Source organism: Vibrio sp. St2, assembly GCF_947311885.1.
GTDB classification, from domain to species: domain Bacteria; phylum Pseudomonadota; class Gammaproteobacteria; order Enterobacterales; family Vibrionaceae; genus Vibrio; species Vibrio coralliilyticus.
The window spans coordinates 1-12,997 of sequence record NZ_CAMZNA010000002.1; the positions used below are offsets into that span (position 1 = coordinate 1).

Below are 12,997 nucleotides of genomic sequence, written 5' to 3' on the forward strand. Positions count from 1 at the left end.
AACTTAATGCCCGTTGGATTGATTCGGTGTAATTGCCAACCATAAAAGTACACGGGGTTGTTATAAACCGTTAACTCAGTCCCGACAAGGTTTAAGCCCACCACGTTCCCATCCGTGCTTATTTCAGGATAAATCGGCAGTTTAAGATTCCCTGAATGAGATAGCTCCACCCAATCAGACCAAACATTGTTTGAATTGCTTTTGTGAAAGATTCCAGGCTCATTTGTGCTACCGTAATTGACCGCAATCAACCCATAGCGATTATTGATAGCCCCCGTCACGATCACATCAAACCACTGACCTTCCAGACCAAACGGCACGTTTTTCGTCGATGAATCAGTGTGAACCCTGAACTGTCCCGCTTGCGTCAGCAAATGAAAATCATCACCAGAGAAAATCACCCCTTTACCTAGCCCGAACTGGTTAAAGGCTTGATGTGTCGTTAATGGTGTCATCCACTCATCGTCTTTTAAACCTGCCTTAGCTGATTCTACTGACGACTTTTTGTTCTTAGCTAAGTATTGTGGATGTGGATCTAATCCAGCTTGCTTATCCTGATCAACATGCTCTACCTGCCACTTTTTAAGTGCTTTCGTCCGATTACCTAACTGACGGTGAGGCGTATTGTCTACACCATGGGGACCACCTTTCACTGGGTCAGTCTCTTCCAACTGGTAGATTTCATCTTCCCAGATGTCTTGTTCTTCTAATGCAGCCATCTACGCCACCCCTCGCGTGTAAGAGCCATCTCGTGGCATCTTACCGTTATATAAAAACCGTGCCTGCTCAAAGTGCAGACCTTTTAATTCACACTCCAATGGAGCAACAATATTCAGCATTCTGGTGACCTGCTTTGATTGCTCAATAGTGATTGGCCGCTGCAAATAAACACGGTACCAACTTTCAGCATCTTCATAGCCATAATAGAAATGGCCATTTCGCGTTCGGCTGCCATCTCGCTTGTTGATATTGAGCCCTTCCTTCAAGATCACTTCTTGATAACCTGCGTTTTTCAGCACCAGACGAACGGAGGCTGGCGTACCTTTCAAGCTATGAACAAGGTAGGCGTCAACTAAAGTCTGCCGCTTAAACTCTTCGGGCCAACTTTCATCCCATTCATCCACATCAAAGGTAATCGCCAGAACATAAAGCAGCTCTACAGGACACTCTTTCGGGTTCCATAAGTACCGAATCGGTGAACTCATGTCCGACTTAGTCACTTGCTCTAGTGCTTTCTCGTAATCGGTAGAACCTGGAGGAAGTAGACTCATTGGGTCACCTCCTCTTTAACCTTGTTCACTGTTAAAACCGTACAATAAGGCGCGGAAAACTGGTCACAGACGATTGGCTCAAAGCCGTTTAGGTCCACATCATCCACGCCCTCCACTTTCAGTGCTTTGTACAGAGCTGCATGAGTCACCTTGCCACCAATCTTGTGTGCTGCATCCAACTCAACTTTGGTGTTCTTCAACGCTGTTTTCAGCACCGTGTCTTCGACATGGCCAGAAATAATGTACAGCTTTGGGTGAAGCTCAAACTCTTGAATGTTGGCTGCTACGCCATGAGGCGTGACACAAAGCGGTCTCACATCCTCTCTTTCAAAATGAGTCTGTACCGTACTTCTCGTTGCCTCTGACGGTGTGCCATTGCCTTCATGAGAAAGCAGCACAATCTTGACGTTACGCCCATCCATTCGGTGAGGCTTGGCATCCTTGATAAAAGGAGAGGCTGCGCGAGCATGATAGATATAGGACTTAGGAGCGCCTGCCGTAGATAAACCATGCCAGGACAACACACAGCGCCCTGCCAGTGAATCATCACTTTCCATGACAGGTTCAATCGGTGGATTAACCGTGTCATCCCCTTCTTGGATGGTCTCTCGCTTTAACCCAAAGAACGCCGCGGTACCTTCTAAATCCTGCTTTTTTGACCAGGGGATCATGACGGATAAAGCGGCATCATTAACACGTTGACGCTGAATAACCTCGTCATATGCAGACAGCTCTAAGTGCTTCATGGATGGGTCGGATTCAACTTCCGCATTCCAATCAGGGTAAAACTCTTTAAACTTGGCCTTCTTTTGTTGAAAGATAACCTCTACATCAAGCGTCTCTTTGACTTCTGGCGGTGGAAGGTTACGAAAATCATAAGTAGTCATAGGATCTGAATTCCTTCCAGTTTGATAGGTTCACCCGTGGGCAAATAATTCCCTTCCACATCCACCATGACCTGAGCCTTACCGTTTTCAAAAGTGTGGTAAGTCGCTACTCTGGTCACTTCAATGCGAGATTCCCAACGGTCAAGCGCTTCACCTGTTGCGGCAATCACATCGAGTCTTAAGTCTGGACTCCAGGGCGCATCAATCAGCCTTGGCAGTTTGCTGCCATAGGTTCTTCGAATAACCCGGGAGCCTATTGGTGTATTGAGAATGTCTGCAACGCTTTGCTTTAGATGGTCAAGCCCTGAGAGTGGCCTGCCTGTCATTCGATTTGTGCCACTTAGCATGGTTTACCCCATCTGTTTATCAGGTGCTGGGTCATTAGGGCTGTGTTTATGGCCGTTGTAGGTGGTTCGGATTGCCTGCATCGTGCCTGTTGCATCTGTCACGGTCGCGCCTGTGACTGTAGCCATGGAGGTGATGTTTGAGCTTACGGTCAATGCACCAGTTCGGTCTGTATCACCAAACTGAACCATGTCACCGTTATGGAGGTAATCACCGTTATGGACGATATCAATATTCAGCGTCAGCGTATCACCGTTAATCTCTGCAGTGCCGACTAAAAGATTAATGGCCAAGTGATGAAGGAGACGGTCATAACTAAAATTTGCACCATCATTAAACACAGATTTATGAATATTGGAGTTAACGTCTGCAGCTGGATTGGCCACGTTGTTTAAGCCCAGAACGGCAACGCCAAGACGGAGGTCACCACCAGGTGAGAACAACATACAGCTCTCTCCCACTTTCGGTGGGTTCCATTTGATCACATGCCCTGCGCGCTCTTCAAAATAACGAAGCCAGCACGTATGTACTGGCTTGCCATTGTCGTCTTTGTCATATTCGACCTTCACCCGTGGAGGGTTATATTTGACCGCGTGAATTCGCCCTTCCCGGATACAGTTCGCCAGCCGCCGCTGAATTTGGGAGACTTCGTAGAGAAGATCAACTGCCATCACTTAACCTCTGGCTCTGGATATACCTGCTCATAATCATCTGTGTGAGCACAGCCCACTTTGGGCTTGTAACCAACCATGCGCTTAGCGGTTGGGTCGAATATTTCAGCAAGAAGCGCGCCTTCAATAGCGCCTATTTCAACTTCATGCGTATAACGCACTGACCAAACGACATAATCATCAAGCTCAGGATTAAAAGCATCCTCTTCTGAGGAAGTCACTTGAGAGCCTTTCGTTTTCAAGCCAAATCTTTGATCATCTAGCTCATAGTTAAGCAGCATGGCAGCATTACGAATCTCTTTCTGAACAGCCGATCGACTCATGTCCATAACCAAAAGCACCTGACAATCTAACTCATAGGTTTTCTGGCCATTGGTTTTCTGGTTCTCTGCCTTAGACCAGTTCGGAATGCCAAAGAAAATGGCTGGAGTTTGAAAACCTGCCTCTAGCTCTGGGTAAGCCGCTACGGTTTTTATCCAGGTCAACTTTTCATTCGACTTAAACCAGCTCACCACGGCATCATGGTATTCATCTAAAGTGATACTTTGGCTCATGATTTCCAACCGTTCTTATTAAGACCCATACGAACACGACCTTTAATGTCGGCTTCGTAGTGGTGTAAAAAAATCTCAGGGACTTGGCTGAAGATATCGTCTTCAATCACCTCTGAAAGTTCATCCGAAATAGACACCCTAGCCTCTTTCACTGGGTAACTTTTCTTGGTCGTTCGAGTAAAGATAGAGCGGCGTCCATAACGCTTGGCCACAAAACCTTCTTTGTAGCGCTGAGCTTTCGCTGCACCTCTTGGGGTGAAGGTAGCGCCTTGTGGGCTTTTCTTTGTGCCTACTCTTTGCACTCGACCTTTAAGGTGACCAACGGGCATATCATTCAAACCAAACCACAGTTTTAGCTCATCAAGCTTTCTCTGCTTGCTGGGTGATTTGATTCGAAACTGTTGGAGTCTCTTTCGGATGAGCTTTGCATTTTTCACCTGCAGAGCATCTTTGTATTTTTTCGCGGTCAACTTTTTCAAGGTGACACTCGTGCGGCTTATGGCTCGGTTATAAGCCGCACGCATTTGAGCTTCCGTTGCTCCATGAATCATGCGGATGGCATCAAGCTCTTCAACATCAATATCGAAGATTAAGTTTTGACTTGGATTGCTCATCGTTGCGTTGTCCCAGGATTAACTTTGCCATCCCTGTGCCATCTTTCTCTGGTGGTTTCACCAACTTCCATTGCTGGCCATCTACAGAGATGATGCTTTTCGCCTTCAAATGAACCGTATCACTGGCTTTGCAGGTCACGGTTGGTGTGGTCGCATCGATATAACCACCACCAGAAACCTCGGCTAAGGCTGCTGGATTAGCGAAAATACCGTTAAATGTATGCGTCTCACCTTCGTGTTCATACGTAACTTGGTGGCTAAAATCTTGGGTATTAAAGAAGACATCAAAGTCATCGTTACCGATCACTCGTCTTCCTCTTCTTCTTCATCTTCTGGACCAAAGATTGCGTCTAAGTCATCACTTTCAGACTCGGGTTTCTTCAATTCAACCGTTGCCTTAGTAGACGAATCAACAAGAACACCTTGCTTGTTAGACAAGATGATCTTCGCATCTTTGCTATCAACTTCGACAATCGTTGGCTCGTGGTCAGTACCAGGGAAGACTGAGTTGCCTTGAATCATCACACCTGCAATGATTCTTACTTTTTTATTCGCCATGAATATTCTCCTAAGTAAAAAGGCCGCCTGAGCGACCTTTATTTGATTATGAACGTTGATTAAGCCGCTGGTACTTTACCGTAACCAAACGCCGCGCCGTGACGAACTGCCACATCTGCATCCTGGAATGCACGTAGAACGGTACCACCACTGGCCGCTTTGGTTGACTTGTCAATCATGAGGTCTAGAGCACCCCACATGCCTACTAATGCTTGGCTAAAGTCACCATGTAGAATTGCTTTCTGCTCAAGTTGAGTCGATACAACGCCCGGGTAACCATTCACTTGATTGCCTTCCCATAGATACTTAGCAGTGCCTGCAGACTTTTCAGTCACTTTTAAGGCACCACGCATCGAAGGGCGCATTGCGTAAGCCATGTTTGCAGAAAGCGCATTTGATTCAGCAACCGCTGTTTCAAAGTCCACAATAGTCTTCCAATCAAAACCACCTGCTGGCACTTGGATAGCATGAACCCCTGTTTGGTTCTTAATGCCCAGCGGCTCTGCGCCAGTACCCGTACCCAAGAAAACCGCACGGTCGATACCTAAGCCGATACCCTGAAGCAGCTCATCACGAATGATCATGTCAATATCTGGCGTAGACTGTTGAAGAATACGGCGGGTCATTGGAACCGCGCCAGCAATGGTTTTTGGTGACATCTTCACCATACCAAGGCCAATAGCAGAATCCGTTACGTCTTCGTCTTCATCAATCCAGTAGAAGGATGCGCCTGACATCATCTTAGGAATGTCTACATTACCCACAAGGCCCGTAGCAAAGCGAACACCTAACTGAGAAGCAATAGAGTGAGGGCGAAGCATATCAATGAATTGATTGCTCCAAAGCTCCGTTGCGACTAGCTCACCGCCCACACCATCGGCGGTAGACTGTTTATTACGTTGGCCAAGTTGAGAAAGCACTTCGTAGTTCACATAGAAACCACGAGCGTCCTTACCCATCTTATCAGCCAGGGCCATTGACACTTCACGCTCAAAGCCTGCATTTTTCCACTTACCAGACGCACTTGCTCGCACTGCACGTACTAGGCTGTAACTGCGAACGTCGCTTTCAGTTAAACCAAGGTCCATGTCAGTGCCGGTTGGTGTCACCTGTTTGGTGCGAACCGCGCTTAACACTTGCTCGCGAAAAGCGTCTGTTTGAGTTCCTTCACGGATGGCTATTTGTGCTTCTTTCTCTAGACCAAATTGCTGGCCCATCTCATGGATGTCTGCACAACGCTGCTGTTCATTCTTACGAATGCCTGCAGCATCTAGTGGTTTTGGTGATGGGGTATCGTGGCCACGTTCACCATTGTTTGCTGGCGGCGTAGCTGTATTCGTTTCGCCGGCTTTTTTAGGGGCTGCTGTATCACCCATATCAATTCCTCTTAACTGTACATTAAAGATTTTTGGTTCAATGGTGTCGTCCTTATTTCGGCCCATACCTACCGTTTGGTCTGCAGGAACAGACACGGAAGAGACCTCATAAGGTTGCCACTTGGTGACGCGGAACCAGTCACGTTCATTTTCATCACGCTTGATGTGAATAATCTCTTGAATGTCGTAACCGACACTCACATGAGTTCGGATGCCATCAATCATGTCTTGAAGAAGCTCTTCGCCTCGTTCGTTCTTAGATAAACGAACAACCGCGCGGCCCTTCTTCTTATCAATAAAGGCTTCCTTAATCGCCCCACGTTGATCTCGTGGGTTATGATCCATTAGGTATGCCCCGTTGTTATTCAGAAGTGATAAATCACACTCCCCTGGTTCATGGCCTAAAATTTCGTAACCAAACCAACGTTCAACGGGGTGTTCACTGGAAAAACTCAGCTCAATGGTGCGCTCTTCTTCATTAATGGCCTCACGCTTCAGCGTTAGGGTTCGCTCCATTGGCTTCAGCTCCAGCTGCAGTTTCTGGGCTGGATTGATCATTGGTTACCTCTTTCGGTTGGTTGGTTTTCTTTGGGCCATGAGCTTTCTCTTTGGCTTGTGCAAGCAGGGTTTCAAACTCAACGATGTCTGCTACAACGTCTTCAGGGTCATCTCCTCGGTCTCGGATGATCTGCATTGGTGAACGGGTTTTGTTCTTCAGACCTTCCGTATTCGCTTTTTCGTCTTTGAGTGGGTCTACCCAATCCCAACGACGACCTTGGAATTTATGCTTATTGAGACGGTCGTATTCACTGAAGGCTAATTTGGCAAGCTTGCCCATGAGCATGGACATTTTGAGTAAGCGCGGAGCAACCTGATCACAAAGAGATTGACGCATCCAACGCTGTTTCTTCTTCCAGCTGTCTCGGTCTTCAAGAACCGCATGACGAAGACTGGAGAAGTTAACGCCCTCCAAGTCATTGGCTAAAGTGTTGTAGTTCACATCAAGGCCACTGGCTGCGCCTCGTTTGCCTTCTTTCATGAACGCGCCAAAGTTTGAGCCTGGATGAGTAAAGTTAAGCTCTTTTAAGGTGTAACCATACGGAACAACCGTGGCTTCACCTGGCTCAACCTCTTCTTCAAAGTACGCCTCTTCAGAATCATCTGGGTCTAAGTTCTCAGCATCGGCTTCATAGGCGTATTTCTTAGATGCACCCAAGCGAGCACCAATCATCTCGGCTTCTCGGTAGCCGTAAAGATGATTCATTTCTAACAGGGCTGCATGTGCCCAAGGAACGCCACGAAGTTGGCCAACTCGGAAAGGCAAATAACCCAGCATGATTTCTTCTGCAGGGATACGCTCATACCGCGTTTTACCGTTGTAATACGTTCTTTCGCCTGGATGGTTAGTAAGAACGTGATAAGCAATCGGCCTTTTCCAATTATCAATCTCCACACCCATCACGATCTCATGACCGTTTTTAAGCTGGCGGTTGTAATTCAAATCTAGGTGAGCACTATCAAGCAGCTGAACAGCAAAGCCCCAATCATTGGGGAAGCCTTCAACCATCCGAACTAATAGCTCACCATCTTCTGCCACAGAGCGGATATAAAGGCTTTGGATGTCTTGCCAGCTGTATTGGCCTGTCACATCACAGTTGCCTCGCTTGGCCCACTCTTCAAAGTTCTTTTCAATTAACTTTTGGGCTCGTTTATCCGGCTTGCCTGAGCGAAGTTCTGCCTTACTCTGGTACTTAAAACCTTCAGGACCAACGATGTGGGTGTCACACATACCAAGGAAACGCACCACATAACCATCATCATTACCGGCTTTACGTGAGGCTCGCTTGATTGAAAGCAGATCACGGCGAATTTCTTCATTGGTGCTCAGTGGACTGAATCCCAAACCGTAGTGGGCTGATTGATGTTTCGCTACTGAGTAACGCTTTGCCATCGTTATCTCCTAGGGCTTCGGAAGCGATGAACGATTTTACCGATCGACAATTTGCCGCCGTTCTTCTCTCGCTTTACCTTTTGGGCGTAAACCTTACGCAGTGAATGCAGCTCTTTGATTGGGATACGCTTAATAGAGCGCCCTTCAATGCTGTACTCTTCATGATCGGAAAGAGGACGGCCCTCTAACACTTTGTCGATAGACTCAAGCATTCGCTCAGCATGCGAACGTGGGTCATGCCCTGCTGTTAACTTTGAAAAGTCCGGGTCTATCACAACCCTGGTTATCTCAATTAATTGGTTATCATCACCCTTGGAAGCAAAAAGCCGACACTCATAAGTACCGGCTTTCCAATTCTCTGTTTCTTTCGCGGTTTTCGTGACACTAACGCTGCCACCTGCTGAGGCTGCTTCAATGTCTATGGGCTCGGGCATACCACGCAAACAGTAAGTAAACTGCCATGTACCATCTGCCAGTTCGTGCTCAAAGCTCCAACTTACGCTGGTACCGGCACTGATTTGGGTTGGTATTGTCATAATCGATACCGTTTAGCAAATCCAGCCTTACCACTTTTTCGGCGGCGGCTTTTCTTACGGGGTTTCTCTGTCTCATTAACTACTTTGACAGACTCAGTTTGTTCCTCTGGATTAGTCGTCGGGGCTTGCTCTGGCTCAGGTACGGGCTCTTTACTGCCTTTTTTTCTGTCCAGTCGAAGCATTCGAGCAGCCATATAGTTCATGCCTTCACAATCTAGAAAGTGGTTATCTTTGCTGATTCGATTCCATTTTCCTGTTTCATCATCAAACTCTTCGGCAACGATCTGCTTACAGTAGTCTTCTGAAACGTCAGCGGGGATTAACCAATCACCAACTGCACCGCGATTCCAACGAACACGATTATGAACCCAAGATTTTGCAATAGATGCATCAAAGTCCCATCGTTTATCACCTTGCTTTCGCACCTTACCTTTGGTGTCGACTTCAAGTTTGATCATGCGGTACGGCTTAGGGAGATGTTGAAAGCCCATCAATGCCCTTGCTCGTGAACGATGTCGGCGAATGAACGTTAAAACTTCATCTTGTCTATAACCGCAGTCAACGCCACACAAACGAATCTCAAGACCACCCCATTTTTGGTCCATCAGGTCATCAAGTTCACCCCATACTTCGGGTTTGTCTGTGTCACCCCACAATTCACCAAACTCTATAAGGCGAGAACTCATCCCGTCCATCCAGCCACGAATGATATAAACCAATCGGTTTTTCTGGACATCGACCGTACAGATCAAGGTATCTACACCTTCGGGAACTTCACCGACCGAATAGGTAGATCGCAGTGAATAAACCTCTTCCCACTCTGGTGCTTCACCTGCTGCAGCATAGATCTCACCAAACCCGGTGTTGTACACAGATAACAACTTGTTCGGGTCGCCACTGTTTAGTGCGATGAGTAGCTTTCTTGCTAGGTAGCCATAGCTTTTCTTACCTGAGAATGAACACAACCCACTAACCCAGATACTGAAATGGTTATTTCCATCAAGTGTTGGAATCATTGAGTGATAAGGGACAATCGTACTTTTCCCGTCTTGTTCAATAGCGACTTGACCGCACTCCGTTGGTGTCGCAGATTGACCAGGAGCCAACGCCACACCTTGCGAGTTCATGTGTTTGCGATGATGGTCAGAAATTTGAGAGCCACAATGCGGGCAAATTAATCTCGCTTCTCGAACAGCTTTGGCTGGCGTACATTCGTCTTCAGTTCCTTTACCTGGCCACCAAAGTAATTCACTCCTTGGTATGAAGTATTCATTACAATCAGGACAAGGCACTGACCACTCATGTCGCGTACCCTCTTGCCACTGTAACCAGATAGGGCTTGAAACTTTACCCTTTGGAGCAACCGCCCAGTGCGTTAGCCCCGTATTTGAATCAACAAATGTTGATACTTTCCCGTGCGTTGGCGTGCTCGTTAACCCGAGTTTAGAGTCAATGTAAGCATCACCACGCGCTTCAGCGATTTCTTCTAGCGAACCTTCTCCGGTTGAGTTCTCACCAGGTCTGTCTAACTCGTCCACTAATGTGATAACTGCAGAGTCAGAAGCAAGTTCTGTTGCCGAGCCTGCCCACGCAAAACGTAAAGACACACCCGCAATCATTTTCTTGTGCTTAGAACTTTTAGGATCAAGCTTGAGTCTTAACGAGTTGGCCTCACGGAACATATCCATGAATTTGGGCTCAACAACGTTGTTGATGTTCGACTCTGTTGGTCCTACGTAAATGATTGGCGCTGGTTCATCATCAAGGCGCCAACCAATAATATTCTGCATCGTCGCTGACTTGCCCATCTGCGTTCCCATAACGAAGGTAACGCGAGAGTAATCAGGCAATGCAAAAGCGATGCATACAGGAATCATGTAAGGGGTTGAGGTTGTATCGAACGGCCCAGGTATCGGTGAGCCTGGCGGCATTATTCGATTTTCATTAGCCCAATTCGCTGCATTCCTCATAGGCTTCGCTCGCACCATCGCCATCGTTTGCCGCAATATAGTCAGCAACGAACTCACTGATCCGGTCAGCGGTGGCAGTACGGATACGTCGGCCTTCTTTGTCGATGAAGTATTTGCACTTAGCTGGGTCATTGATTGTCGCCACCTCCGAAGCAATTCGAGCGCCTAACCCATTCAACTCATTTGCGAACAAGGTCCCTGTCGCATAAAGAAACTGAGCTAAGTCGTCTAGATCCATCACACGTTCTTCGGCTTTCTTCGCTTCGACATCAGCCTTGCGTCGTTTCGCTTGAGTCAGCAATAGGTCTTCACCGTCCTTAGTGCCGGCTTTCGGCCCGTCATGCTCTTCCATGATTTGACCAACTTGTTTTTTCACATCCCGGTCAATCATCCACTTGATAGCAATTTCAGTATCAATGGTGACGGCCTTTCCTCGGCCATTACTTTGAGCTGGCATTCCCTCTTTCATCATCTGACCAACCCATTTTGCAGAGCAGCCAAGAATGTTGGCGAACTCTGTTTTGTTCACCGTGGTCATCTTCACCCCCAAAGTTGATTTTCAAGCTAAGCGAATTTAGTCCTTACTTCTTGCCTTCGGAGAAAGGACCAACTTAGTCCTTTCTAAATGAGGCAGAAACGGCGAGTCTGGGGCCCATTAAAAAACGATTTCTCAGGAAGGACCCAAAAAGCTGGCAGCCTTTGTTATCACTCAGTTCATCGAAGTTTGAGAACCAAGACCGTACAGCAGACTTTAAAAGCCAATTTTTCGAGGTGATTTTTGGCCAAAAGAAAGGACCACTTTTTGGCGAAAACCCCGAAAATCGCTGATTTAGTCCTTTCTTTGTTTAGCCATCTAAAAGGCTAAAATGAGCAATCACCCCATGATTTAGCGATTGTTCTATAGGATAAATCGCAAATGAGTTAACAAAGCTTTATGTGATAAGGGCTGAGAGCATATGATCACATTTTAGGATCTTCCCTCTGTCTTCCCATGGAAAAATAAAAAGCCCTGCAGATCTAACCATGTGTGGTAGCTCTGCAAGGCCTTGAGTTTTAAGGATTCTGTTGTTGTATGAATGTATGCTTGGTCAAGTTCTGACATCTTATGGTTTAAGATCCTTTCGCCAACAAATTTATCTACGCCTAAGTCAGCTAAACGGCTGCGAGCTAACTTGCGACAATGATGACTCGTCCAATGATTATTACTCAGCTCTGAATAGATTCTATGAGCCGTATCCTTACAGATAGGTCTGCTCCCTTTTGGGCTGGGAAATAGATACTTCTGGTTGTTACGTAGCGTTACCCTGTAGCGTTTTAGCAATGTTTTTAGCTGCCAGGTAAGCGGTAAAACTAACGACTCTTTAGTTTTAGTATGCTTAGCTGGAATGCGCCAAACTCCTTCGTCCCAATCGATATGACTCCAGCGTGCTAAGCGCGTCTCTGTGATACGGGTACCATGTCCTAATTGCATTAAAACGAACACTTGTTTTTGAAGCGGTAAACGTTTCAATTGTTTAAACAACGAACTGACCATATCAGGCTGCAGCTTGCCCTCGTTTGGTTGTGGCTTCTTAGCAATAAAATCACTGAAGTACATAGAATGAATTGGGTTCACTTCGATGTGCTCTTCGCGAACGGCTTGATTAAACGCCGCCTTTAACACTGCAAAGTAGTTCTTAACTGTTCTTAGCTCATACTGAGATTGAAGCGGCCATAGAAGATCTTGTTTAATTTGATGCTTTCGCACCCCAATTAATGGCAACTCACCAACAGCTGGAAGCAAGTGTTTCCGAATAACCGACTTAACTGTCGATTTACGCTCAGTACTGATATGGCAACTTGAACTTACATGCTCTTCATACCAAATAAGGCAGTCTGCGAATGTCTTCCAGTCTGAAACCACCTCATCACACTGCGTCGCCATACGCGCGATCTTCTGCGGTAAAAACTCAAACAAAGCTTTAGCAGATAATCTAGGCCATACACCTAATCTTTCCCATTTGGCTTTTCCGTTGTGACCATTCTGTTTGCGTTTATCTATCAGCCACCAAGTCGCACTCTCACGACTTTTATGAAACCTAAGCTCTAGTGCGTATCTTTCATCTCGCAATCTGGTGACAACGTCACTATTTAGATGCTTTTTTATATTGGCATCTGATATTCGAATTCTTACTGTAGTCATAACATCAGCTTAATCTTGTCCCGTCTCTCCGAGTGTCACGCCCCTTTTTCGCATCAGGCTGACGTTACCTTTAATGTCACTG

Annotated in this window: 15 protein-coding genes; all 15 read right to left on the reverse strand. The window is 46.6% G+C overall.

Translation table 11 applies throughout. The features are described from left to right. The coding region (locus QMA41_RS06565) for a pyocin knob domain-containing protein (protein WP_281629176.1) at positions 1–719 on the reverse strand (719 nt) is incomplete at its 3' end. Next, entirely contained in the window at positions 720–1,271 is a 552-nt protein-coding gene (locus QMA41_RS06570) for a phage tail protein I (RefSeq protein WP_281629177.1), read from the reverse strand. Then, positions 1,268–2,158 (reverse strand): baseplate J/gp47 family protein, encoded by an 891-nt coding sequence (locus tag QMA41_RS06575; protein ID WP_281629178.1) that lies wholly within the window; start codon positions 2,156–2,158, stop codon positions 1,268–1,270. Before QMA41_RS06575 ends, QMA41_RS06570 begins: the two co-directional genes overlap by 4 nt. Beyond that, the gene (locus QMA41_RS06580) at positions 2,155–2,505 is read right to left on the reverse strand and encodes a GPW/gp25 family protein (RefSeq protein ID WP_281629179.1); all 351 of its coding nucleotides are present in this window, start codon (positions 2,503–2,505) and stop codon (positions 2,155–2,157) included. Before QMA41_RS06580 ends, QMA41_RS06575 begins: the two co-directional genes overlap by 4 nt. A gap of 3 nt (positions 2,506–2,508) precedes the next feature. Next, complete coding sequence (locus QMA41_RS06585; protein ID WP_281629180.1) at positions 2,509–3,174, reverse strand: phage baseplate assembly protein V; 666 nt, start codon at positions 3,172–3,174, stop codon at positions 2,509–2,511. Further along, entirely contained in the window at positions 3,174–3,728 is a 555-nt protein-coding gene (locus tag QMA41_RS06590; RefSeq protein WP_281629181.1) for a hypothetical protein, read from the reverse strand. Before QMA41_RS06590 ends, QMA41_RS06585 begins: the two co-directional genes overlap by 1 nt. After that, positions 3,725–4,342, reverse strand: coding sequence for a hypothetical protein (locus QMA41_RS06595; RefSeq protein WP_281629182.1), 618 nt, complete (start codon positions 4,340–4,342; stop codon positions 3,725–3,727). Before QMA41_RS06595 ends, QMA41_RS06590 begins: the two co-directional genes overlap by 4 nt. After that, complete coding sequence (locus QMA41_RS06600) at positions 4,305–4,649, reverse strand: head-tail joining protein (RefSeq protein ID WP_281629183.1); 345 nt, start codon at positions 4,647–4,649, stop codon at positions 4,305–4,307. The genes QMA41_RS06595 and QMA41_RS06600 overlap by 38 nt, the downstream gene beginning before the upstream one ends. Beyond that, a complete protein-coding gene (locus QMA41_RS06605; RefSeq protein ID WP_281629184.1) occupies positions 4,646–4,900 on the reverse strand; it encodes a hypothetical protein in 255 nt (84 codons plus the stop codon). The genes QMA41_RS06600 and QMA41_RS06605 overlap by 4 nt, the downstream gene beginning before the upstream one ends. Before the next feature lie 59 nt (positions 4,901–4,959). Further along, positions 4,960–6,834, reverse strand: coding sequence for a phage major capsid protein (locus QMA41_RS06610; RefSeq protein ID WP_281629185.1), 1,875 nt, complete (start codon positions 6,832–6,834; stop codon positions 4,960–4,962). Next, the gene (locus QMA41_RS06615; RefSeq protein ID WP_281629186.1) at positions 6,764–8,227 is read right to left on the reverse strand and encodes a phage portal protein; all 1,464 of its coding nucleotides are present in this window, start codon (positions 8,225–8,227) and stop codon (positions 6,764–6,766) included. Before QMA41_RS06615 ends, QMA41_RS06610 begins: the two co-directional genes overlap by 71 nt. A gap of 2 nt (positions 8,228–8,229) precedes the next feature. Then, complete coding sequence (locus tag QMA41_RS06620; RefSeq protein ID WP_281629187.1) at positions 8,230–8,763, reverse strand: hypothetical protein; 534 nt, start codon at positions 8,761–8,763, stop codon at positions 8,230–8,232. Next, positions 8,760–10,694 carry a terminase gpA endonuclease subunit gene (locus tag QMA41_RS06625; RefSeq protein WP_281629188.1) on the reverse strand — a complete coding sequence of 645 codons (1,935 nt, stop codon included), beginning with the start codon at positions 10,692–10,694 and terminating at the stop codon, positions 8,760–8,762. Before QMA41_RS06625 ends, QMA41_RS06620 begins: the two co-directional genes overlap by 4 nt. Positions 10,695–10,707: 13 nt before the next feature. Beyond that, a complete protein-coding gene (locus QMA41_RS06630; protein ID WP_281629189.1) occupies positions 10,708–11,271 on the reverse strand; it encodes a terminase small subunit in 564 nt (187 codons plus the stop codon). A gap of 429 nt (positions 11,272–11,700) precedes the next feature. Further along, positions 11,701–12,915, reverse strand: coding sequence for a tyrosine-type recombinase/integrase (locus tag QMA41_RS06635; protein WP_281629190.1), 1,215 nt, complete (start codon positions 12,913–12,915; stop codon positions 11,701–11,703). Positions 12,916–12,997: the final 82 nt, after the last annotated feature.

What these genes read in the sequence shown, in the direction of transcription:
- QMA41_RS06570 (WP_281629177.1), bottom strand. Translation starts at nt 1,271, where the DNA reads ATGAGTCTACTTCCTCCAGGTTCTACCGATTACGAGAAAGCACTAGAG.
- QMA41_RS06575 (WP_281629178.1), bottom strand. Translation starts at nt 2,158, where the DNA reads ATGACTACTTATGATTTTCGTAACCTTCCACCGCCAGAAGTCAAAGAG.
- QMA41_RS06580 (WP_281629179.1), bottom strand. Translation starts at nt 2,505, where the DNA reads ATGCTAAGTGGCACAAATCGAATGACAGGCAGGCCACTCTCAGGGCTT.
- QMA41_RS06585 (WP_281629180.1), bottom strand. Translation starts at nt 3,174, where the DNA reads ATGGCAGTTGATCTTCTCTACGAAGTCTCCCAAATTCAGCGGCGGCTG.
- QMA41_RS06590 (WP_281629181.1), bottom strand. Translation starts at nt 3,728, where the DNA reads ATGAGCCAAAGTATCACTTTAGATGAATACCATGATGCCGTGGTGAGC.
- QMA41_RS06595 (WP_281629182.1), bottom strand. Translation starts at nt 4,342, where the DNA reads ATGAGCAATCCAAGTCAAAACTTAATCTTCGATATTGATGTTGAAGAG.
- QMA41_RS06605 (WP_281629184.1), bottom strand. Translation starts at nt 4,900, where the DNA reads ATGGCGAATAAAAAAGTAAGAATCATTGCAGGTGTGATGATTCAAGGC.
- QMA41_RS06610 (WP_281629185.1), bottom strand. Translation starts at nt 6,834, where the DNA reads ATGATCAATCCAGCCCAGAAACTGCAGCTGGAGCTGAAGCCAATGGAG.
- QMA41_RS06615 (WP_281629186.1), bottom strand. Translation starts at nt 8,227, where the DNA reads ATGGCAAAGCGTTACTCAGTAGCGAAACATCAATCAGCCCACTACGGT.
- QMA41_RS06620 (WP_281629187.1), bottom strand. Translation starts at nt 8,763, where the DNA reads ATGACAATACCAACCCAAATCAGTGCCGGTACCAGCGTAAGTTGGAGC.
- QMA41_RS06625 (WP_281629188.1), bottom strand. Translation starts at nt 10,694, where the DNA reads ATGCCGCCAGGCTCACCGATACCTGGGCCGTTCGATACAACCTCAACC.
- QMA41_RS06630 (WP_281629189.1), bottom strand. Translation starts at nt 11,271, where the DNA reads ATGACCACGGTGAACAAAACAGAGTTCGCCAACATTCTTGGCTGCTCT.
- QMA41_RS06635 (WP_281629190.1), bottom strand. Translation starts at nt 12,915, where the DNA reads ATGACTACAGTAAGAATTCGAATATCAGATGCCAATATAAAAAAGCAT.